Source organism: Pantoea sp. SGAir0430, assembly GCF_043549295.1.
Genome location: NZ_CP039427.1, coordinates 2978419 through 3001309, shown reverse-complemented (window position 1 = coordinate 3001309; position 22891 = coordinate 2978419). Strand labels below are relative to the sequence as shown.

Sequence of the window (22891 nt, the reverse complement as noted above, 5' to 3'; positions counted from 1 at the left end):
GTGCCTTATATATTCAGCACATGGTTTAAATAGTCAGATGTTTAATCGCCTGATAATCGGCGCTGTTATAAATCGGTAAACGCAGCGACCGGGCGCAATACCACGGTTATTACCACTCTGCTACCGAACCATCCGGGAAGCGCCATAATGGGTTACGCCAGTCTGGCGCATTTTTACTGCGCGCAATCACCAGCTCTTCATTAATTTCCACACCGAGGCCGGGTTTATTTAATGGATAGAAATGGCCGTCATCCATTTTAAAATCATCTTTATTGATCACGTAATCGAGCAGTTCAGCGCCCTGATTATAGTGAATGCCCATGCTCTGCTCCTGGAACACCGCATTACGCGACACGAAATCGACATGCAGACAGGCAGCCAGCGCAATTGGCCCCAGCGGACAGTGCGGAGCCAGCGCCACGTCATAGGACTCGGCCATCGCCGCGATTTTGTAGCATTCGGTGATACCGCCGGCGTGCGACAGATCCGGCTGCAGAATCGCCAGCCCACCGGCTTCCAGCACGCGCTTGAACTCGAAGCGGGAGAACATGCGTTCGCCTGCGGCAATCGGCAGATGCGTCTGCGCCGCCAGGCGCGGATAGTATTCTGCCTGCTCGGCCAGCACCGGTTCTTCAATAAACAGCGGACGATACGGCTCCAGCTCTTTGATCAGCACTTTGGCCATCGGCGCGCTGACGCGACCGTGGAAATCGAGGCCAAACTCAATGTCATTGCCAAAGGCTTCGCGGATCTGCGCTACGGTGTTAACAGCGGTATCGACCTGACGAGAATTGTCGATGATGCCCATCTCTTCACAGCCGTTGAGTTTGAAGGTGTCAAAGCCGATACCACGTAATTTCTTAATGCCATCAATCACTTCAGCCGGACGATCGCCGCCTACCCAGCTATAGGCTTTGATGCTGTCACGCACCAGACCGCCCAGCAGCTGATACACCGGCACGCCCAGCGCTTTGCCTTTAATATCCCACAGCGCCTGATCGATACCGGCAATGGCGCTCATTAAAATCGGGCCGCCGCGATAAAAACCGCCGCGATACATCACCTGCCACAGATCGTTAATCCGCGCCGGATCCTGCCCAATCAGATACTCCGACAGCTCATGCACCGCCGCTTCGACGCTGCGTGCGCGCCCTTCAATCACCGGCTCGCCCCAGCCGATGATGCCTTCGTCGGTTTCGATTTTCAGGAACATCCAGCGCGGCGGCAGGCGATAAGTGGTCAGTTTCGTAATTTTCATCGTACAGCGTCCTTATAGGCAGCAATAAATGCGCGGGCCTTCTCCACGGTGCGCGACAGCGGCTGACCGGCGCGATAGAGATCGCTGCCCAGGCCAGCCCCGACGCAACCGGCGGCGATAAATTCATGCAGGTTTTCCGGCGTGACGCCGCCCACGGCAAAGACCGGCACCTCCGGCGGCAGCACCGCTTTCAGCGCTTTGATGTAGCCCGGACCAAAAGCCGACGACGGGAAAATTTTCAGCGCCTGCGCCCCAGCCTGCAGCGCGGTGAAGGCTTCGCTGGCGGTGGCACAACCTGCGGCAACCAGCATGCCGTGCGCCACGGCCTGGCGAATCACCGCAGCATCGGTATTGGGAGTCACCACCAGCTTGCTGTTGAGCGCCGCCAGCTGATCGACCTGCGTCGCCTGCAGCACGGTGCCGGCACCGATCAGCGCTTTATCGCCGAAGGTTTGCACCATCGCGCCGATACTATTCGCCCACTCTGGCGAGTTGAGCGGAATTTCAATCGCATCGAAACCGGCGTCGATTAACGCCGCGACGTGCGCTTCAGCTTCATCCGGCGTGATGCCACGCAGAATGGCGATCAGCGGAAGTTTAGTGGGCCAGGACATGCGCAATACTCCTTATTCCGTGCTGGAAAGCGCGATCGCCCTCCAGCGTGACTGAATCTGTTCCGATAAAGGCCAGCGCCTGCTGATAACGCTGTGCCAGCGCGCTGCCGGCGATAATGACAATCGGCTGGCGGCTATGCGTTAACTGCTGCGTGATCTGCGCCACTTCATGGCCGATTAACAGGCCAGAGAGAAAATCACTGATATGGCGCCGATCGCGCGCGCCGAGCACGTGGGCGGCACGCACTTCAAACAGGCGCGCCAGAATTGAGCGGTCGTGGCTGCCAATCTGCAAACCGTCCCGGAACGCGTCCGGACTGGCTTCCTGCACGGGTAAACCGGCACCAATCAGCGACTGCTTCAGCAATAAATGGTGCAGCTCGCCGGTCATCACAGTGCGAAAATCAATGACGCGATCCTGTTCCATCTGCACCCACTTGGCGTGCGTGCCCGGCATGACATACAGCGGCGCGGGCTGCAGCGTGACCGCGCCGAGCAGCTGGGTTTCTTCACCGCGCATTACGTTGTAGTTGTCGTCACGTTCTACGCTAAGTCCCGGCACAATCCACGCTTTTCCTTCCACGCAGGTCAGGCGATCGCTTAATGCATTGAGCGCCACCGGACAGGCGAGATAAGGCACTGCCAGCCAGCCGGCGTTGCTGCCCACCATACCGGCCATGATCACCGGGACTTCGGCCACCGGCCAGCCGTCGGTAATGGTGGCAAACACCTGAGCAGGCGTGCGGTCGCCGAGGCGCGTCACGCCCGCTTCCGAACGGCGCTCATCGACGCATTCACCGGCGCGGTAATACCAGGCGCGCAGGTTGGTGGAGCCCCAGTCAATGGCGATATAACGGGTCACAAAATCTCCTTGAGTCGGGCGGTTGAGCTGGCAATCATCGCCTTCGCCGCCTGTTCCGCCGCATCGCCATCCTGGTGGCGAATGGCATCGAACAGCGCTTTATGTTCGGCTAACGTGCGCGGCATGTTGCCGGAGTCCGCCATGTAGGTTTGCGCAAACACCGCTTTTTGCAGCTGGCTGATCGCCACATTGAGCTGCTGCAGCACCGGGTTATGCACCGAGGCCATCACCGCTTCGTGATAGCGGATATCTGCGTCGTTAAAGGCATCACGGTTGAGGTGGTTGGCCACCATCTCGTTGTAGGCCAGCTCAATCGCCGCCAGATCGGTCGACGTTGCCCGCTCGGCCGACCAGCGCGCAATCTGCGGTTCCACCAGCACGCGCACCTCGTTCATGGCCGCGATCAGACGCGGATCGTGATCGTGCGCCAGCGCCCACTGCAGTACATCGCTGTCGAGATAGTTCCACTGGTTACGTGAAGTGACAAACGCGCCGCGGTAGCGCTTCATCTCCATCAGGCGTTTAGCCATCAGGGAGCGATACACTTCGCGGATAATGTTGCGCGAGGTTGAAAATCGCTCGCACAGCTCCGCTTCCGCCGGCAGCGCAGCGCCCGGCACATATTTTCCGGCAACAATCTCTTCACCCAGCGTCTGGATGATGCGCTCTGTTTTACTCAGTGGTTCCTGCGTCATAGTGTTCGATTCCATGAAAGGCGTGAGAAATCAGATTACTGCTTTCGTAGTGCAAAGCCCAATCCCTGACGCATCCTGTAGCGGCGATTGTAGTACCATATACACTGTTTGTACTACAATATGGATCACAAAACAGACAACCCATCGGCACACTGACAGTAAAAAATTCAGCAGAGAAGTGACGGGCAGCAGAACGCCGCCCGCATCAGAGGAGGGTTACAGCACTAGCTCTTCTATGGCGTGCGCGACACCATCTTCCATATTGGTCTTCGTCACGAACTGCGCAATCTGCTTCACGGAATCAATCGCATTGCCCATCGCCACGCCGGTGCCGGCGTATTCAATCATCGCCAGATCGTTTTCCTGATCGCCAATCGCCATCACTTCTGACGGCTGCAGGCCGAGTTTCTCCGCCAGCATTTTTACGCCGTAGCCTTTGTTGACCAGCGGATTAAGGATTTCGAGATAGTAAGGTGCACTTTTCAGAATGGTATAACTGTCGCGGGCGCGCGCTGGTAAGGCGGTGATGGCTTTATCCAGCAGCTCCGGTTTGTCGATCATCATCAGTTTCGGGAAGCGCGTCGCCGGGTCCATCTCTTCTACGGCGCGATAGCGCACCGGAATGCCGGTCAGGCTGGCTTCATGGATGGTGTATTCGCTGATGTCTTTATTTGGCGTGTAGAGGAAGGATTTGTCGAACGCCTGAAAATGTACCCCAAGGTCGCGCGCCAGCTGTTCCAGGTAGAGATAGTCATCAAAGCCAAGCGTCTTCTCGGCCACCACCTCACCGCTGTCCGCGCTGTGCGCCAGTGCGCCGTTGTTGCTGATGCAATACTGCCCCGGCTGACGCAGATCCAGCTCCATCAGGTAGCGCTCCACACCAACAAACGGACGTCCGGTGGCCAGCACGATCGACACACCTTTATCCCGCGCCCGGCCAATCGCCGCTTTGACGCCCGCCGTGATTTCGTGCTGCGGATTCAGCAGCGTGCCGTCCATATCGATCGCAATCAGTTTTATCGCCATAACGTCCTCGGTTAATTCAGGGTCTGGCTTTAATGCTAGCGCGATTCAGCTCACATTGACCAGTTAATCGGCAGCGGAAGATGCGTTGCGAACAAAGAGGTTGGTGCTCAGGAGGGAATTAATAACGGTGATTAAAACAAAAAACCCTTCCCGTTTGGGAAGGGTTTTGCGATATCAGATATCGATGTTGGCGGCTTTCAGCGCGTTCTCTTCGATGAAGGCGCGGCGCGGTTCAACCGCATCGCCCATCAGCGTGGTGAACAGCTGGTCGGCGGCGATGGCGTCTTTGATGGTGACGCGCAGCATGCGGCGGCTGTCCGGATCCATGGTGGTTTCCCACAGCTGATCCGGGTTCATCTCGCCCAGACCTTTATAGCGCTGCACTGACAGACCGCGGCGCGACTCTTTCACCAGCCAGTCAATCGCCTGCTCGAAGCTGGCAACCGGCTGACGGCGCTCGCCACGCTCAATGTAGGCATCCTCTTCAATCAGACCACGCAGGTGCGCGCCGAGTGCACAGATTTTGCGGTATTCCGCGCCGTCAATGAACTCGCTGTCCAGCGGATAATCGGTATCAACACCGTGAGTACGCACGCGCAGCACCGGCTCAAAGCGCTGCTGTTCGCGGTTTTCCCGCACCTGTGCCACATAGCTGCTGCCATGCGCTTCGCGCTCGTTCAGGTAAGCCACCAGGCTCTCCAGCCATGCGGTCACTGCCGTCTGATCGCTGAGATCGCTCAGGGTCGGATGATAAACCAGCGCGCGCAGCAGCGCAGACGGGAAGCGGCGCTCCATACGCTTGATCATCTTCTGGGTGCTGTTGTATTCCGCCACCAGGCTTTCCAGCGGCTCGCCGCCCAGCGCCGGTGCGCTGGCGTTGGTGTGCAGCGTTGCACCGTCCAGCGCGATGGCAATCTGATACTGATCCATCGCGTCGTCATCTTTAATGTACTGCTCCTGCTTGCCCTTCTTCACCTTGTACAGCGGTGGCTGCGCGATGTAGACGTGGCCACGCTCGATGATTTCCGGCATCTGGCGATAGAAGAAGGTCAGCAGCAGCGTACGGATGTGCGAACCATCGACGTCCGCATCGGTCATGATGATGATGCTGTGATAGCGCAACTTGTCCGGGTTGTACTCATCGCGGCCGATACCGCAGCCCAGTGCGGTGATCAGCGTGGCAACTTCCTGTGAAGAGAGCATTTTGTCGAAACGCGCTTTCTCCACGTTAAGGATTTTACCTTTCAGCGGCAGAATCGCCTGGTTCTTACGGTTACGTCCCTGCTTGGCAGAACCGCCTGCAGAGTCACCCTCCACCAGGTAGATTTCAGACAGCGCCGGATCGCGCTCCTGACAGTCCGCCAGCTTGCCCGGCAGGCCCGCCAGGTCCAGCGCGCCTTTACGGCGGGTCATTTCACGTGCACGACGTGCGGCTTCACGCGCACGCGCGGCATCGATAATTTTGCCGACCACGATTTTGGCGTCAGACGGATTTTCCAGCAGGTATTCGCTCAGCAGTTCGTTCATCTGCTGTTCCACCGCCGATTTCACCTCGGAAGAGACCAGCTTGTCTTTGGTCTGAGAGGAGAATTTCGGATCCGGCACCTTGACCGAAACCACTGCCACCAGCCCTTCACGCGCGTCGTCACCGGTAGCGCTGACTTTGGCTTTTTTGCTGTAACCTTCTTTATCCATGTAGGCGTTGAGCGTACGCGTCATCGCCGCGCGGAAACCGGCAAGGTGCGTTCCGCCGTCGCGCTGCGGAATATTGTTGGTGAAGCAGTAGATGTTTTCCTGGAAACCGTCGTTCCACTGCAGTGCAACTTCAACGCCGATACCGTCTTTTTCGGTGGAGAAGTAGAACACATTCGGGTGAATCGGGTTCTTGTTGCGGTTGAGATATTCAACGAACGCTTTGATACCACCTTCATAGTGGTAGTGATCGTTTTTATCGTCGCGCTTGTCTTCCAGGCGAATCGACACGCCGGAGTTAAGGAATGACAGCTCGCGCAGACGCTTCGCCAGGATTTCATATTCAAAATCGGTGACGTTAGTGAACGTATCGTGGCTCGGCCAGAAACGCACGCGCGTACCGGTAGCGTCGGTATCGCCGGTCACCGCCAGCGGCGCCTGCGGCACACCGTGCACGTAGGTTTGCTGATGCACTTTGCCGTCGCGACGAATGGTCAGTTCCAGCTTCTGCGACAGGGCGTTCACCACCGATACGCCGACGCCGTGCAGACCACCGGAAACTTTATAAGAGTTGTCATCAAACTTACCGCCGGCATGCAGTACGGTCATGATCACTTCGGCAGCAGAGACGCCCTCTTCCGGGTGGATACCGGTCGGAATACCACGGCCGTCATCCTGTACGGAGACAGAGTTGTCGGCATGGATGGTGACCACGATATCACTACAGTGGCCGGCGAGCGCTTCGTCGATGGCGTTATCCACGACCTCGAATACCATGTGATGCAGACCGGTGCCGTCATCCGTATCGCCGATGTACATACCCGGGCGTTTGCGTACCGCATCAAGCCCTTTCAGGACTTTGATACTTGAGGAGTCATAAGAATTCGACATCAACGTTTCTCGCTCATTTAATCTTCAGGTTGAACCGCTATTTTACCCTGTTCCACGCGGAACATCTTGCCCTTTTCGTCACTCATATCGATTACATGCTCGACACCAATGGCGCTGACAAACACCTGAGCCTGCGTGGCTTTCAGGCGTTCCGCCAGCAGGCGACGACGGGTGTCATCCAGCTCGGAGGCGAAGTCGTCAATCAGGTATAAACAGCGACGTCCGCTGCTGCGCGTCAGGTACTCGCCCTGCGCTAACCGCAACGCACACATCAGCAGCTTTAACTGACCGCGTGAGAGTAAATCTTCCACCGGCGTGCCTTCAGCACGAATCCGAAAATCGGCTTTGTGCGGACCGCTGGCGGTGTAGGTGAGCGCACGATCGCGCTCGAAGTTGCGCTCCAGCAGCTCGCCGAAGTCGCTCTCTTTGTCCCAGCCGCGCTGGAAGGAGAAGCTCAGTGCAAACTCCGGTAAAAACTGGCTGCAGGTGGCAGTGATTTCGCTGGCAATGGCTGCGCTGTATTCCGCGCGCCAGGCGCTGATCTGTTCTGCCAGCGGCACCAGCTCCTGATCCCATGGCCGGATCTGGCTGTAGCGCGCGACCTGGCGCAGCGCCGCGTTGCGCTGTTTCAGCAGGCGACGCAAATTGCTCCAGGCCAGAAAGAAACCGGGATAAGCATGAAAGCAGCCCCAGTCGATGTAGGCTCTACGGTATTTGGGGCCGCCGTTGAGCAAAGTAAACCCCTCTGGCGTAATCAGCTGCATCGGCAGCAGCTGCGCCAGCTCGGCGACTTTGTGGCCGTCGCTGCCGTCGATGCGAACTTTGCTGTCGCCGGCGCGGTTTTTACTCAGGCCGACCGCCAGCTCGCGCTCGCTGCCTTCAATCCGCCCGTGCAACACAAACGCGTCCTGATCGTGACGAATTACGCGTCCGGCCTGCAAACTGCGGAATGCACGGCCGTGGCCCAGCGTATAAATCGCCTCCAGCACGCTGGTTTTACCGCTGCCGTTGGCGCCCACAAGAAAATTAAAGCCCGGCGCCAGCGTGAGATCGGCCTGCTCGATATTACGAAAATCTTTAATCAGGAGGCGGGTTAAAGCCATGAACGAATCCAGCTGCGCATTAAGAAGTGGTGTTCACCTAACCCTGCAATCGAGGGCGTTAACGGCGAAGCTAGTTTGCGCACGGCCAGCGCACAGACCCTGGGAGCATACTGAAGTATGTGACCAGCGGCGAGCACTGCCCGGGTGCAAAATAGCGAGTAAGTTAGCCCGCCAGACGATCACAGGCGCATGGGCATAACGACGTAGGCCGCAGCCGGACTGGCTACATCTTCAATCTGCACGCTGGAAACCGAATCGGTCAGCAGCAGACGCACGTTTTCGCACTTCAGCGCGTTCAGCACATCCAGCACGTAGCTGACGTTAAAACCAATCTCCAGCTCGGTGCCGCTGTACGACACGTCCAGCATCTCTTCTGCTTCTTCCTGCTCCGGGTTATTGGCGGTGATGCGCAGCTGATTTTCGGTGATATAGATGCGAACGCCGCGGAACTTCTCGTTCGACAGGATTGCCGCGCGGGCAAAAGCCTGTTTCAGCAGATCACAGCCCGCTTCCAGTGCTTTGTCTGGATTCTTCGGCAACACGCGGCGATAATCCGGGAAACGGCCATCAACCAGCTTCGACGTAAAGATAAAGTCGCCGACATGCGCGCGAATGTTGCTACTGCCAATCTGCACCTGCAGCGGCGTTTCACCGCCGTCCAGCAGACGGACCAGCTCAATCACACCTTTACGCGGTACGATCACCGAATGGTTCGGCAGCGCCTGTCCGACAGGCATCGAACAGACCGCCAGGCGATGGCCGTCAGTGGCAACGGTGCGCAGCTCTTCGCCTTCGGTCTCAAACAGCATGCCGTTGAGATAGTAACGCACATCCTGATGCGCCATTGAGAACTGCGTGGCTTCAATCAGGCGTTTAAGCGTGGCCTGCGGCAACGTGAATTCCACTTCGCTCTGCCAGTCGTCGAGATTCGGGAAGTCGCTGGCTGGCAGCGTCGACAGCGAAAAGCGGCTGCGGCCGGAGCGCACCAGCATGCGGTCACCTTCCAGCGTCAGACTGATCTCTGCGCCTTCAGGCAGACCACGGCAGATATCAAGAAACTTACGCGCCGGCACGGTCGTCGCGCCCGGTTCGTGCGGCTGGGTCAGCGCCACGCGCGCCACCATCTCCATCTCAAGATCGGTACCGGTCAGCAGCAGCGTGCCTTCATTCACCTGCAGCAGTAAATTTCCGAGGATCGGCAGCGTCGGGCGTCCGCCAAGCGGGCCACTCACCTGTTGCAGTGGCTTCAGCAACTGCTCACGTTCAACAATAAATTTCATATGCGTCAGGAAGATAATGTTCGAATGAGGTTAGAGAAATCTTCTTTGATGTCGTGGCTCTCTTCACGCAGCTGCTCGATTTTACGGCAGGCATGAAGCACGGTGGTATGGTCACGGCCACCAAACGCATCGCCAATTTCCGGCAGGCTGTGGTTGGTGAGCTCTTTGGCCATCGCCATCGCCATTTGACGCGGACGCGCCACCGAGCGCGAACGGCGCTTCGACAGCAAATCCGCCACTTTAATTTTGTAGTACTCGGCCACCGTCTTCTGAATGTTGTCGATGGTCACCAGCTTTTCCTGCAGCGCCAGCAGGTCGCGCAGCGCTTCGCGCACAAAATCGATGGTGATGGCCCGCCCGGTAAAGTTGGCATTGGCAATCACGCGATTCAGTGCCCCTTCCAGCTCACGCACGTTAGAGCGCAGACGCTTGGCAATAAAGAAGGCCACTTCGCCCGGCAGACGGATGTCGTTTTCGTCCGCCTTTTTCATCAGGATCGCGACTCGCGTCTCCAGCTCAGGCGGCTCGATCGCCACGGTTAATCCCCAGCCAAAGCGTGATTTCAGACGATCTTCCACCCCGTTGATCTCTTTCGGGTAACGATCCGAGGTCAGGATGATCTGCTGATTACCTTCCAGCAGCGCGTTGAAGGTGTGGAAAAACTCTTCCTGCGAGCGCTCTTTATTGGCAAAGAACTGAATATCATCGATCAGCAGCGCGTCCACCGAACGGTAGTAGCGCTTAAACTCCTCGATGGCGTTGTTCTGCAGCGCTTTCACCATATCCTGCACGAAGCGTTCAGAGTGCATATAAACCACTTTGGCATTCGGCTTGCGCGCGATGATGCCGTTGCCCACCGCGTGCAGCAGGTGCGTTTTGCCGAGGCCGGTGCCGCCATACAGGAACAGCGGGTTGTAAGCGCCGCCAGGATTATCCGCCACCTGACGTGCCGCCGCGCGCGCCAGCTGGTTGGATTTACCCTCAACGAAGTTGTCGAAGTTGTGGCGGTTATTCACGTTCGAGCGGTAGGTCACATCAGCCGGTGCCGGAACCGAATCCCAGCTCGGGCGCAGCGGCTGTGCCGGTGCCGGACGATTCTCAGCCGGTGCGGGCGCGCTGACGCTACTGGCCATAGCGGGTTGCGTAGCAGCAACCGGCGCAACCGGGCGCGTGCCGACCTCAAAACGCAGCAGCGGCACATTCGCACCGCAGAATTCATTCAGCAGCCCATTGATACTATTGAGATATTTATCCCGAACCCAGTCGAGTACAAACCGATTTGGTGCATACAAGGCCAGCGTATTGTCGTTCAATTCAGCCTGCAGCGGACGAATCCACATGCTGAATTCGGTGGCAGGAAGCTCATCCTGCAAACGGGCAAGACACTGTTGCCAAAGCGTAAGTGACACGGCGGACTCCACTCGTACAAAATCGATAAGAATTTCAGGCGCTAATAATAGAAACTGTCTTTTTTGACACAGGCGGTCAGAAAGCGCCTGCGACCGCTATCCGCGGTAGTCATCCCCGGCGATCGCAAGGAGGATCGTCAGCGGAAGGGCGGATCATAGCGCAAAGCGCCTCAGAGATCTTCCCTTTCTACACAGTTTTGATCCATTTTATCCACAGGGTGTCCAGGCATGCATCAGTTTACGCCGTCTGCGGAAAAAGCGAGCGGGGATCAGGCTGAAAGCGAGAAATTTTCCACCGCGCTCGCATTTTTGCCGTCACGATCGGCGCGGCGATCGCAAGAAGATCCTGGACGATCCTTGCGCTTTCCTTTATAGCCCGTATAATTCCCCACCCGGCATTGGCGCGTGAAGCTTTGATGCCCGGAATTAGCGGGCTGTATCAGAGTTTTCAGGTCTCGCGCCCAGCGAAGTAAATTGACTCCGGACTGTACAATTATTACAATCCCGCCTCTTTATTAAAGACACATTGAGGCGTCGGTCGTTTTACTGGCCCGAAAACGCGTCACCCAGTGAAATTTTTCAAGTTTAGGTAGAAATCGCCATGAAACGCACTTTTCAACCGTCCGTACTGAAGCGCAACCGTTCTCACGGCTTCCGTGCTCGTATGGCTACTAAAAATGGTCGTCAGGTTCTGGCACGTCGTCGTGCTAAAGGCCGTGCTCGTCTGACCGTTTCTAAGTAATAAAAGCTAACCCTCGTGGTTAAGCTCGCATTTCCCAGGGAGTTACGTTTGTTAACTCCCGCTCATTTCACTTTCGTCTTCCAGCAACCTCTTCGGGCTGGCACGCCGCAAATCACCATCCTCGGCCGCCTTAATTCGCTGGGGCATCCCCGCATCGGTCTTACCGTCGCCAAGAAGCACGTGAAACGCGCCCATGAACGCAACCGGATCAAGCGATTGACCCGCGAAAGCTTTCGTTTGCGTCAACACGAGCTGCCGCCGATGGATTTTGTCATCGTGGCGAAAAAAGGGATTGCTGACCTCGATAACCGTGCACTGACGGAAGCGTTGGAGAAATTATGGCGTCGTCACTGTCGCCTGGCGCGCGGCTCCTGATCGCCCTGATACGCGTTTATCAACGCGCCATCAGCCCACTGCTGGGACCTCATTGCCGGTTCCATCCCACCTGCTCGCAGTATGGGGTGGAAGCTGTACGCCGCTTCGGCATGTTAAAAGGCAGTTGGTTGACGATTAAACGCGTATTAAAATGCCACCCTTTGAACCCGGGTGGCGACGATCCGGTGCCGCCAAAAACCTTTGATACCAGAGAACATTAACGATGGATTCGCAACGCAATCTCTTTCTCATCGCTTTTCTGTTCGTGTCTTTTATGATCTGGCAAGCCTGGCAGACGGACCACGCTCCGCAGCCACAGCAGACCCAGACCACGCAGAACACAAGCAGCGCAGCGGGTGATGCCGCCTCTTCCGGCGTGCCGGCTAGCGGCCAGGGCAAAACGATCACCGTTAAGACTGATGTCCTGTCACTCAACATTAATACCCGCGGCGGTGATATCGAGCAGGCACAGCTGCTGACTTACCCGGACAAACTGGGTTCAGACGCACCGTTCCAGCTGCTGGAAACCACTCCGGCCTTCGTTTATCAGGCGCAGAGCGGCTTAACCGGCCGTAACGGTCCGGATAACCCGAACAACGGCGCACGTCCGCTGTATACCGCTTCCCAGGATCACTTCGAGATGGCCGATGGCCAGACCGAGCTGCGCGTGCCGCTGAGCTGGACCGGTGAGAACGGCGTGGTTTACACCAAAACCTTCGTGTTCAAACGTGGCGAATTCGCGGTTAACGTCGACTACAACATCAATAACGCCTCGCAGCAGCCGCTGGAAGTGGCGATGTTTGGTCAGCTGAAGCAGACGATTGATCTGCCGAAGCATCGCGATACCGGCAGCAATAACTTTGCGCTGCACACTTTCCGTGGTGCCGCTTACTCGACCAGCGATGCGAAGTATGAAAAATACAAATTCGATACCATCGCTGATAACGAGAACCTGAACACCACCACCAGCAACGGCTGGGTGGCGATGCTGCAGCAGTACTTTGCGACCGCATGGGTGCCGCGCACTCAGGGTAACAATACGCTGTACACCAGCAATCTCGGCAACGGTGTGGCGGCAATCGGCTATAAGTCGGCGCCTGTGACCATCGCCGCCGGCGCACAGCAGGATCTCGGTGCCACTCTGTGGGTGGGTCCGGAAATCCAGGACAAGATGGCCGCTATCGCGCCGCACCTCGATCTGACCGTCGATTACGGCTGGCTGTGGTTCATCTCTCAGCCGCTGTTTAAGCTGCTGAAATTCCTGCACAGCTTTATCGGTAACTGGGGCTTCTCCATTATCGTTATCACCTTCATCGTGCGTGGCATCATGTACCCGCTGACCAAAGCGCAGTACACCTCGATGGCCAAGATGCGTATGCTGCAGCCGAAGATTCAGGCCATGCGTGAGCGTCTGGGTGATGATAAGCAGAAGCAGAGCCAGGAGATGATGGCGCTGTATAAGGCGGAGAAAGTGAACCCGCTGGGCGGCTGTCTGCCACTGGTTATCCAGATGCCAATCTTCCTGGCGCTGTACTACATGCTGTCCGGTTCCGTTGAACTGCGTCATGCTCCGTTTGTACTGTGGATCCATGACCTGTCTGCGCAGGACCCGTACTACATTCTGCCGGTCATCATGGGTATCACCATGTTCTTCATTCAGAAGATGTCACCGACCACCGTGACCGATCCGATGCAGCAGAAGATCATGACTTACATGCCGGTTATCTTTACCGTGTTCTTCCTGTGGTTCCCGTCAGGTCTGGTGCTGTACTACATCGTCAGCAACCTGGTAACCATTCTCCAGCAGCAGCTGATTTATCGCGGGCTGGAAAAGCGTGGTTTACACAGCCGCGACAAGAAGAAAGCGTAACGCCCGGCAACGCTGAGCAGGACGCAACATCTCCAGGGGCGGCATTTATGCCGCCCTGTTTTTTTTGGAAGAAGGTACTTATGAGCCACAGTGACACTATTGTTGCCCAGGCGACGCCTCCCGGCCGTGGTGGCGTCGGTATTCTGCGTATTTCCGGTGCCAAAGCCGCTGAGGTGGCGCAGGCCGTGCTGGGCAAGCTGCCGAAGCCACGCTACGCCGACTATCTGCCCTTTAACGATGCTGATGGCAGCGTGCTGGATCAGGGTATCGCGCTGTGGTTCCCGGGTCCGAACTCCTTTACTGGTGAAGATGTGCTGGAGCTGCAGGGCCACGGCGGTCCGGTGATTCTCGATCTGCTGCTGAAGCGCATTGTGGCGCTGCCAGGTGTGCGTATTGCGCAGCCGGGCGAGTTCTCGGAACGCGCCTTTCTGAATGACAAACTCGACCTGGCGCAGGCAGAAGCGATTGCCGATCTGATTGATGCCAGCTCCGAGCAGGCCGCCCGCTCCGCCGTCAACTCGCTGCAGGGTGCTTTTTCACTGCGCGTTAATGCGTTAGTGGAAGCACTTACTCACCTGCGCATCTATGTGGAAGCGGCGATTGATTTTCCGGATGAGGAGATCGACTTCCTTTCCGACGGCAAAATCGAAGCGCAGCTGAATGCGGTGATCGGCGATCTCAATGGCGTGCGCGCCGAAGCGCGTCAGGGCAGCCTGCTGCGTGAAGGGATGAAGGTGGTGATTGCCGGTCGTCCCAACGCCGGAAAATCGAGCCTGCTCAACGCACTGGCCGGACGCGAAGCGGCGATTGTGACGGATATCGCCGGCACCACGCGTGACGTGCTGCGCGAGCACATCCACATCGACGGCATGCCGCTGCACATCATCGATACCGCCGGTTTGCGTGAAGCCAGCGACGAAGTGGAACGTATCGGCATTGAACGCGCCTGGCAGGAGATTGAGCAGGCGGATCGCGTCCTGTTCATGGTGGATGGCACCACCACTGACGCCACTGAAGCCGCCGCCATCTGGCCTGATTTTGTGGCGCGCTTACCGGCTGCGTTGCCGATTACCGTGGTACGTAATAAAGCGGACATGACCGGTGAAACGCTGGGCCTGACAGAAGTAAATGGCCACTCACTTATTCGCCTGTCGGCGCGCACTGGCGCTGGCGTCGATACGCTGCGCGAGCACCTGAAACAGAGCATGGGCTTCGCCGGCAATATGGAAGGCGGCTTCCTCGCGCGTCGCCGCCATCTGCAGGCGCTGGAGTTAGCAGCCACTCACTTACAGCAGGGCAAAGATCAGCTGCTGGGAGCCTGGGCGGGCGAACTGCTGGCCGAAGAGCTACGGCTGGCGCAGCAGGCGCTGAGCGAAATCACCGGCGAGTTTACCTCCGACGACCTGCTGGGCCGGATTTTCTCCAGCTTTTGTATTGGTAAATAGTCGCCGTCACAGGTCGCCATAAATGGCGCCCCTACAGGGGATTCATGCGATGCTGCAGGGTGCGCATTCAGGCGCACCGGGATCGCTACCAACATACATCTTTGTTATTTGGCGCGCCCTCGCCTTTGTCGTATAACGGTTGAGGGTCGCCGCGTAAACGCAGCGGCCACATCCATTATTCATGCTAAAAATTAGGCGCAGGTTGTTGCCTGAACAGGAGAGAAACATGAGTACACCGCTCGACAGCGTGGCGCTGAACGCGCTGTTTACTGAAGCCCGCACCCATAGCTACTGGCAGGATAAACCGATTTCGCAGGAGGTGCTGAAGCAGCTCTATGCGCTGACGGCGCTGGGACCGACCTCAGCCAACTGCTCGCCGGGCCGCTTTGTGTTCGTGACGTCTCAGGAAGGTAAAGAGAAGCTGAAACCGGCGCTCTCCTCAGGCAATGTGGATAAGACCATGGCGGCACCGGTGACGGTGATTGTGGCGTGGGATCCGACCTTTTATGAAGCACTGCCAAAACTGTTCCCGCATGGCGATGCTCGCAGCTGGTTTACCAGCAGCCCGGATTTGGCCAAAGAGACCGCGTTTCGCAACAGCAGCCTGCAGGCGGGCTATCTGATTCTGGCGGCCCGCTCGCTGGGACTGGATGCCGGCCCGATGTCCGGTTTTGATCCGGCTAAAGTTAACGCCGCGTTCTTCAGCGAAAATAACTGGCAGGTCAACTTATTGATCAACCTCGGCTATGGCGAAGCCAGCAAACTGCATCCGCGCCTGCCGCGTCTGAGCTTTGACGAAGCCAGCAAATTTGCCTGATACGTTAAGCAGCGCAGCCGCACGACGCGCTGCGCCATGACTTAGCCCAGCGAGTGAAAACCGCTGTTGAAGTAGACCATCGGCGCTGTCGCTTCGCCCGGCAGCGCAATACCCACGATACGCGCCAGCAGCACGCTGTGGGTGTTCCACTCCACCGTTTTTTCCAGCTGACAATCGAAGCTCACCAGGGCATCAGCCAGCACGGGCGCGCCCGTATTAAGGGTTTGCCATTCACCGCTCTGGAAACGCTCAGCACGGCGCGTCGGCGAGCTGAACTGCGCGCACAGGTCATCGTGCTGCTCGCGCAGAACGTTCACGGCAAAGTAGCCCGCCTGCAGAATGGCATCGTGGCTTGATGCGCTGCGGTTGACGCAGACCAGCAGGCTGGGCGGTTCCGCTGCCAGCGAGCTGACCGAGGTGGCGATCAGCCCGAACTTTTCTCCGCTGGATGAGGTGGTCACCAGCGAGACACCGGCAGTGAGACGGCGCATGCCGTGACGAAATTCATCCAGCGAGATCGATTCCTGGCGAGCAAGAGAGGTAACAGACATAACAACTCCGACGTGCATGGTTTGCGATGCGCACGATTGGCAGATAGGTGAATAATTTAAGCACTTCATTGTGCAGCTCTTTCCTGTCCAAATCCTACACCACATCCGCCGCTTCGGCACCCCATCCGATACCAATGTGCAAAAGCCTCATATTCAATTTCAGCTCATGGCAATGAGATTCGCCTCGTCCTTATCTGAATTTACTGGCTATCCAGCGTAAGCCGGATGCAAACCCATGAGAAAATTCTTACAATAGCCCTGATGATTATCCGACCATTTTCACGGAGCGACAGATGGCTAGTCATTTTGTTCGTTGGGTGGTTAACCCGCCCCTCACCCCAGAGACCATGCGGGTTCCACAGGATGTGATGACCAGCGCCGGGCACCTGCCTGATAAGCGCCGCGGCCGCTTTCTTGCCGCACGCGCGCTGCTGGCCCAGCTGATGCTGCGCGTCTATGGTATTCGTGACCTGCCACCGTTGATCGCCAGCAGCAGCGGTCGTCCCTGCTTTGCCGATCCTAATTTGCCTGACTTCAGTATCTCCTATGCCGGTAATATGGTCGGCGTGCTGCTGGCAGAAGAAGGCGGGCGCGCTGGCCTGGATATGGAAATCGTTCGGGCGCATAGCCGTCAGGCACAGGATGCCCTGACGCAGGGGCTGTCATCGGGTGAAAAGGCGTGGATTAACGCACAGCAGGATTTTATGGAAGCGGTGACGCAGATCTGGACGCTACGCCAGAGCATCCTCAAACTGACCGGCGAAGCAGATAGCGGTATTGATGCGCTGCGGCTGCATCCGGCGGCCGGCCGGCTGCGATCCAGCGTCTATCCCGATATTCAGGCGGTGTGTGATGCCGAGCCGACGCTGGTGTGGTCCTGCGCGCTGTCGCCCGGCACTGAGCGTTTACGGCTGTGGGAGATTGATGCGCAGCAGCAGTGGCAGTCGCTGCGCGATGTGGAGATGAGCAAACCCAACATCGGTCCGCGCACCCTGCGCCTCACCAGCCTGCCCGGCGAGCGTGTCGCCAGTCAGCCGGAAGTCAGGCATCCCGGATAATCAGGCCGCACCCGCGGCCTGTTGCGTTTAGTGCGCGTCGATAAAAGCGATTTTCAGCACAAATAGCAGCGCCACCACCACCACGCACGGGCTGATTTCACGCCAGCGTCCGGTACCGAGTTTCATCACGCAGTAAGAGATAAAACCGAGCGCAATACCTTCGGTGATCGAGAAGCTGAACGGCATCATCGCCGCCGTGACAAACGCCGGCACCGCTTCGGTGAGATCGTCCCAGCGCACGCGCGCCAGCGAAGCCGTCATCAGTACGCCGACATAAATCAGCGCGCCGGCCGCCGCATAGGCGGGCACCATAGCAGCCAGCGGCGACAGGAACATCACCAGCAGGAACAGGATGCCGGTCACTACCGCCATCAGGCCGGTACGGCCACCAATCGCCACGCCGGATGAGCTTTCGATGTACGCCGTCACCGAAGAGGTGCCGATCAGCGAACCGGTGACGGAGCTGATGCTATCCACGTACAGCGCCTGTTTCATGCGCGGAAAAGTACCTTTCTCATCGGTCAGGCCCGCTTTATCAGTTACGCCAATCAGCGTACCGGACGAGTCAAACAGATTGACCAGCATGAAGGCGAAGATCACGCCCGCCATGCTCACGTTGAACGCGCCTTTGATATCGACCTGGCCGACCACCGAAGTGATGGCCGGCGGCGCGGCGAACAGCCCGGTAAACTTCACGTCGCCCAGCAGCAGACCGATCGCGGTGGTCACTACGATAGAGACCAGCACCGCCGCGTGGATGTTGCGCGACGCCAGAATCGCAATGATAAAGAAGCCGAGCGCGCCGAGCAGCACGTTGTGCGAGGCCAGGTTGCCGACGGTCACGATGGTGTCCGCGTTGGGCACAATAATACCGGCGTTTTTCAGCCCCATCATGGCGATGAACAGACCGATACCGGCGGTGATGCCCACGCGCAGGCTGAGCGGAATATTGGCGATCATCCAGTAGCGTACGCGCAGCAGCGTCAGGATCAGCAGCCCCAGCGCGCCCCAGAAGATTGCGCCCATGCCAACCTGCCACGAGTAGCCCATCGCACCCACCACCACAAAGGCAAAGAAGGCGTTGAGGCCCATGGCCGGTGCCAGCGCCACCGGCAGATTGGCCACCAGCCCCATCAGGATGCTGCCGAACGCAGCAATCACGCAGGTGGTGACAAACACCGCCTGGGTGTCCATGCCTGCGGCACCAAGAATCTGCGGGTTAACGAAGACGATATACACCATCGTCAGGAAAGTGGTGAAACCGGCAATCACTTCAGTGCGCGCGGTGGTTCCGTGTTCCTGCAGCCTGAAAATACGCTGCAAAAGGCCCTGCTCGTTCATTTCGCTGTTCCGATGAAAAATTTATCGCCGCGTATCCTATAGACTTTAGCGCCGCAAAACACTGATTTTTCGCAACCGGTTGCCTGGGGTCGCTTTCTGCGCTGAGTGCGCTAGAGTGACAGCTTATTGTTTACTAAAAGGATGAGGTGCGATGTCAGTTGAATGTATCTTTTTTGATTGCGATGGCACGCTGGTCGACAGCGAAGTGATCTGCACGCAGTCCTACGTCAACACCTTTGCCCGTTACGGTATCGAACTCTCGCTGCAGCAGATGTTTGAGCAGTACAAAGGGGTGAAGCTTTACGACATCATCCGCGATGTGACGGCACAGCATCAGGTGACACTGCCGCTAGCTGAGGTGGAGAGTGCCTACCGCGCGGAAGTGGCGCGCCTGTTTGATCTTGATCTGCAGCCGATTGCCGGCGCCAGAGCGCTGGTGGAGCGCGTGAAGGTGCCGATGTGCGTGGTGTCGAACGGTACGGTGAAGAAAATGGAGCATTCGCTGGGGCTGACCGGCATGCTGCCGTATCTGAGCGGACGCCTGTACAGCGGCTATGACATTAATCACTGGAAGCCGGATCCGGAGCTGATGTACCACGCGGCGGAACAGATGCAGGTGCCGATTGAAAAGTGCATTCTGGTGGATGATTCAGAGGCTGGCGCGCGGGCTGGCATCGCCGCTGGCATACCGGTGTTTTACTACTGTGCCGATGCACACAATCCGGTGATTGATCACCCGCTGGTGACGCGTTTTGACGATATGGCGCAGCTGCCAGCGCTGTGGCGTGCACGTGGCTGGGATGTGGTCAGGTAAGTGCGCGCAGCCCCCTCATCCCAGCCTTCTCCCGCCAGCGGGAGAAGGGGCCGATCGAGCGGGTGTTAAGGTGAAGCACAGGTTTGTAAAACCGCACTGAACGGTTCCCTCTCCCGTTTGCGGGAGAGGGTTAGGGTGAGGGGAAAAAATCACCCAATCGCGCCCAGCGAATCCTCATTGCCCTGGCTTTTTGGCAGCAGGAACAGCGTAGCGACAATATCCAGCAGGTAAATCAGCGCCAGCAGCGTAATCGCAGCGGTGAAAGAAATATGCGTGGCCAGCATGCCGATCACCAGCGGACCGAAACCGCCGACGCCGCGGCCGAGGTTGAACAACACATTCTGCGCGGTGGCGCGCGCCTGCGGTGGGAAAGTGTCCGAGATCAGCGCGCCGTAGCCGCCAATCATGCCGTTAACAAACATCCCCATGATGGCACCGGTAAACAGCATCACCGTCGGGTCGCGCAGCTGGGCGTAAACCACCACCATCGCCACGGCACCAAACTGGTACAGCAGGAAAATCTTCCAGCGCGCAAAGCGGTCCGCCAGCACGCCGAACAGCCAGATGCCGAACGTCATGCCCACCACCGTAACGGCCGTCCACAGGCCGGATTTGGTCAGGCTGAAGCCGAAGCTGGAAGAGAGATAACTTGGCATCCAGATCATCAGGCCGTAATAGCCAAAATTCTGCACCGAACAAAGAATCAGAATGCCGAGGCTGGCTTTGCTGGTGGCGCGATCGGCAAACAGCAGTTTAATGCGCGCGGAAAAGGAGAGATGCGGGGCTTTTTCCACATGGCGGGTGAAGGCTTCCGGCTCGCCCATGCTGCGGCGAATCACAAACGACACCAGCGCCGGCAGCAGGCCAACCAGGAACATACCGCGCCAGCCAATCACGCTCAGCAGCGGCGGCGTGATAAAGGCCGCCAGCAATACGCCGAGCTGCCAGCCGATACCGACCCACGCCGAGGCGCGGTTACGCTTCTCCTTCGGCCAGGCTTCGGCAATCAGCGCCATGCCGATGCCAAACTCACCGCCCAGCCCCATGCCGGCCAGCGTACGATACGCCAGCAGATCCCAGTAGCCCTGCGCAACAGCGCACAGCCCGGTGAACAGCGAGAACATCAGGATGGTGACGGTCAGAATGCGGATGCGGCCATAGCGATCGCTCAGATGACCAAACACAATGCCGCCGACCACCGCGCCGATCAGCGTCCAGGTTACCAGCGAGCCGGCCTGCGACGCATCCAGCGCCAGCGACACGCTGATCGCCGGCAGCATAAAGCCCAGAATCAGCAGATCAAATCCATCCATGGCATAGCCGCTGACGGCAGCCACCATCGCTTTCGCCGGCGTAACGGCGGTTTTGTTGTTATTTGCAGAGGACATAAAACAGCACCTGGCAGAAAAATGTGCGCCAAGTATAAAGAGAGCGGCAGGTTGAGAACAGGCAGAAATCAAGCGCACTGCCTGTCAGCCTCAGCGCTAACAGGCAGTCATCACGTCAATCAGGAGGGTTTATTGCTGCCGTCGTCGCCCGACAGCAGTTCATCCAGCTTGTCACCGCCAACGTGACGGAAATCCTGACCTTTCACGAAATAGAAGATAATTTCGCAGATGTTCTGGCAGCGGTCACCGATACGCTCGATGGCACGCGCGCAGAACAGCGCGGTGAGCACGCTGGGAATGGTGCGCGGATCTTCCATCATGTAGGTCATCAGCTGGCGCACAATGCCTTCGTACTCTTTATCCACCTTTTTGTCTTCGCGGTAGATCTTAATGGCTTCGTTGAGATCCATGCGCGCGAAGGCATCCAGCACGTCGTGCAGCATCTGCACGGTGTGATGCCCGAGCGACTCAAGGCTCACCAGCAGCGGCAGATGCTGCTGACCGAACTTCTCCAGCGCGGTACGGCTGATCTTCTCCGCCACGTCGCCGATGCGTTCCAGCTCCGAAATGGTTTTGATGATCGCCATCACCAGACGCAGGTCGCTGGCGGTAGGCTGACGCTTGGCGATGATGCGCACACAGGCTTCATCAATCTCCACTTCCATCATGTTGACCTTCTGGTCACCGTCGATCACCCGGCGTGCCAGTTCGCCATCCTGGTTATGCATCGCGGTGATGGCATCGGTAAGCTGCTGCTCCACCATGCCACCCATGATCATCACCTGAGTACGAATGTGCTCCAGCTCCGCGTTGAACTGACCGGAGATATGTTTGTTCAGATTTAAATTATCCATGTTTCTCTCCTGAATCAGCCGTAACGACCGGTGATGTAATCTTCTGTCTGCTTCTGCGCTGGCTTGGTAAACAGCGTGTCGGTGTCGCTGAACTCAATCAGCTCGCCCAGATACATAAACGCCGTGTGATCGGAACAGCGCGCCGCCTGCTGCATGTTGTGGGTCACGATGACCACGGTGTAATCCTGCTTCAGCTCGGTGATCAGCTCTTCGATGCGTCCGGTAGAGATCGGGTCCAGCGCCGAACATGGCTCATCCAGCAGCAGCACTTCCGGGCGAATCGCGATGCCGCGCGCGATGCACAGGCGCTGCTGCTGACCGCCGGAGAGACTGTAACCGCTCTGGTGCAGCTTGTCTTTGGTTTCATTCCACAGCGCGGCTTTGCTCAGCGCCCACTGCACGCGCTCATCCATATCGGCACGCGACAGCTTCTCAAACAGCCGCACGCCAAAGGCGATGTTGTCATAAATCGACATCGGGAACGGCGTCGGCTTCTGGAACACCATGCCGACGCGCGCGCGCAGCAGGGCGATATCCTGATGCGATGCCAGAATGTTGTCGCCATCCAGCAGAATTTCACCCTCAGCACGCTGCTCCGGATAGAGCGAGTACATTTTGTTGAAGGTGCGCAGCAGGGTGGATTTGCCGCAGCCCGACGGACCGATAAACGCCGTCACCTGGTTTTTGGCGATATCCAGATTAATGTTCTTCAGCGCGTGGAACTTACCGTAGTGGAAGTTCAGATTGCGCACCTGAATTTTACCGGCAGAAGGAGTTGCCATACTCATTGCTCATCTCTCATGTGC

The 22891-nt window shown here is 57.7% G+C and carries 22 protein-coding genes; 8 read left to right on the top strand and 14 right to left on the bottom strand.

Translation table 11 applies throughout. The features are described 5' to 3' along the window. Positions 1–109 precede the first annotated feature (109 nt). The 9 genes from dgoD to dnaA form a co-directional block, all read right to left on the bottom strand. Positions 110–1258, bottom strand: a complete 1149-nt coding sequence (dgoD, locus tag E7738_RS14205) for a galactonate dehydratase (protein ID WP_141496834.1) — start codon at positions 1256–1258, stop codon at positions 110–112. After that, positions 1255–1872 (bottom strand): 2-dehydro-3-deoxy-6-phosphogalactonate aldolase, encoded by a 618-nt coding sequence (locus tag E7738_RS14200; protein WP_215786887.1) that lies wholly within the window; start codon positions 1870–1872, stop codon positions 1255–1257. The genes dgoD and E7738_RS14200 overlap by 4 nt, the downstream gene beginning before the upstream one ends. Next, positions 1856–2734: a 2-dehydro-3-deoxygalactonokinase gene (locus E7738_RS14195; protein WP_394515727.1), complete on the bottom strand. Its 879-nt coding sequence runs from the start codon at positions 2732–2734 to the stop codon at positions 1856–1858. The genes E7738_RS14200 and E7738_RS14195 overlap by 17 nt, the downstream gene beginning before the upstream one ends. After that, a complete protein-coding gene (locus E7738_RS14190; RefSeq protein ID WP_058770730.1) occupies positions 2731–3429 on the bottom strand; it encodes a FadR/GntR family transcriptional regulator in 699 nt (232 codons plus the stop codon). Before E7738_RS14190 ends, E7738_RS14195 begins: the two co-directional genes overlap by 4 nt. Before the next feature lie 216 nt (positions 3430–3645). Next, entirely contained in the window at positions 3646–4455 is an 810-nt protein-coding gene (gene yidA / locus E7738_RS14185; RefSeq protein ID WP_132466918.1) for a sugar-phosphatase, read from the bottom strand. Between the two features lie 174 nt (positions 4456–4629). Beyond that, positions 4630–7038: a DNA topoisomerase (ATP-hydrolyzing) subunit B gene (gene gyrB / locus E7738_RS14180; RefSeq protein ID WP_058758200.1), complete on the bottom strand. Its 2409-nt coding sequence runs from the start codon at positions 7036–7038 to the stop codon at positions 4630–4632. 17 nt (positions 7039–7055) lie between these two features. Continuing rightward, on the bottom strand, positions 7056–8141 hold the full coding sequence (recF, locus tag E7738_RS14175) for a DNA replication/repair protein RecF (RefSeq protein ID WP_058758201.1): 1086 nt from the start codon (positions 8139–8141) through the stop codon (positions 7056–7058). A 179-nt stretch (positions 8142–8320) separates the two neighbouring features. Beyond that, entirely contained in the window at positions 8321–9421 is a 1101-nt protein-coding gene (gene dnaN / locus E7738_RS14170) for a DNA polymerase III subunit beta (RefSeq protein ID WP_010617831.1), read from the bottom strand. Positions 9422–9426: 5 nt separating this feature from the next. Continuing rightward, complete coding sequence (gene dnaA, locus E7738_RS14165) at positions 9427–10830, bottom strand: chromosomal replication initiator protein DnaA (protein ID WP_031279599.1); 1404 nt, start codon at positions 10828–10830, stop codon at positions 9427–9429. Positions 10831–11431: 601 nt separating this feature from the next. On the opposite strand from dnaA, the gene rpmH reads away from it, so the two are divergent. The 6 genes from rpmH to E7738_RS14135 all read left to right on the top strand — a co-directional run bounded on the left by rpmH (position 11432) and on the right by E7738_RS14135 (position 16079). Beyond that, positions 11432–11572: a 50S ribosomal protein L34 gene (gene rpmH, locus E7738_RS14160; protein ID WP_000831330.1), complete on the top strand. Its 141-nt coding sequence runs from the start codon at positions 11432–11434 to the stop codon at positions 11570–11572. 15 nt (positions 11573–11587) lie between these two features. Further along, a complete protein-coding gene (rnpA, locus tag E7738_RS14155) occupies positions 11588–11947 on the top strand; it encodes a ribonuclease P protein component (protein WP_040679622.1) in 360 nt (119 codons plus the stop codon). Next, entirely contained in the window at positions 11911–12168 is a 258-nt protein-coding gene (gene yidD, locus E7738_RS14150) for a membrane protein insertion efficiency factor YidD (protein ID WP_071813586.1), read from the top strand. Before rnpA ends, yidD begins: the two co-directional genes overlap by 37 nt. Positions 12169–12170: 2 nt before the next feature. Beyond that, positions 12171–13817: a membrane protein insertase YidC gene (gene yidC, locus E7738_RS14145; protein WP_021506916.1), complete on the top strand. Its 1647-nt coding sequence runs from the start codon at positions 12171–12173 to the stop codon at positions 13815–13817. A gap of 80 nt (positions 13818–13897) precedes the next feature. Then, positions 13898–15262, top strand: a complete 1365-nt coding sequence (gene mnmE / locus E7738_RS14140; protein WP_262256723.1) for a tRNA uridine-5-carboxymethylaminomethyl(34) synthesis GTPase MnmE — start codon at positions 13898–13900, stop codon at positions 15260–15262. 226 nt (positions 15263–15488) lie between these two features. Next, entirely contained in the window at positions 15489–16079 is a 591-nt protein-coding gene (locus E7738_RS14135; protein ID WP_021506918.1) for a malonic semialdehyde reductase, read from the top strand. Between the two features lie 41 nt (positions 16080–16120). Here the strand turns inward: E7738_RS14135 and E7738_RS14130 are convergent, their stop codons facing one another. Further along, the gene (locus E7738_RS14130) at positions 16121–16630 is read right to left on the bottom strand and encodes a flavin reductase family protein (protein WP_031279601.1); all 510 of its coding nucleotides are present in this window, start codon (positions 16628–16630) and stop codon (positions 16121–16123) included. Positions 16631–16923: 293 nt separating this feature from the next. Here E7738_RS14130 and E7738_RS14125 point away from each other — a divergent pair, with 293 nt between their 5' ends. Then, positions 16924–17688 (top strand): 4'-phosphopantetheinyl transferase family protein, encoded by a 765-nt coding sequence (locus tag E7738_RS14125; protein WP_058758203.1) that lies wholly within the window; start codon positions 16924–16926, stop codon positions 17686–17688. A 27-nt stretch (positions 17689–17715) separates the two neighbouring features. On the opposite strand, the gene E7738_RS14120 is transcribed toward E7738_RS14125, so the two are convergent. After that, positions 17716–19029 (bottom strand): NCS2 family permease, encoded by a 1314-nt coding sequence (locus E7738_RS14120; RefSeq protein ID WP_058770726.1) that lies wholly within the window; start codon positions 19027–19029, stop codon positions 17716–17718. A 151-nt stretch (positions 19030–19180) separates the two neighbouring features. On the opposite strand from E7738_RS14120, the gene yieH reads away from it, so the two are divergent. Next, on the top strand, positions 19181–19843 hold the full coding sequence (yieH, locus tag E7738_RS14115; protein WP_021506922.1) for a 6-phosphogluconate phosphatase: 663 nt from the start codon (positions 19181–19183) through the stop codon (positions 19841–19843). 149 nt (positions 19844–19992) lie between these two features. On the opposite strand, the gene E7738_RS14110 is transcribed toward yieH, so the two are convergent. The 3 genes from E7738_RS14110 to pstB all read right to left on the bottom strand — a co-directional run bounded on the left by E7738_RS14110 (position 19993) and on the right by pstB (position 22873). Then, positions 19993–21231 (bottom strand): MFS transporter, encoded by a 1239-nt coding sequence (locus E7738_RS14110; RefSeq protein ID WP_058775621.1) that lies wholly within the window; start codon positions 21229–21231, stop codon positions 19993–19995. A gap of 119 nt (positions 21232–21350) precedes the next feature. Continuing rightward, the gene (phoU, locus tag E7738_RS14105; protein ID WP_021506924.1) at positions 21351–22085 is read right to left on the bottom strand and encodes a phosphate signaling complex protein PhoU; all 735 of its coding nucleotides are present in this window, start codon (positions 22083–22085) and stop codon (positions 21351–21353) included. A 14-nt stretch (positions 22086–22099) separates the two neighbouring features. Continuing rightward, a complete protein-coding gene (pstB, locus tag E7738_RS14100) occupies positions 22100–22873 on the bottom strand; it encodes a phosphate ABC transporter ATP-binding protein PstB (protein ID WP_021506925.1) in 774 nt (257 codons plus the stop codon). Positions 22874–22891: the final 18 nt, after the last annotated feature.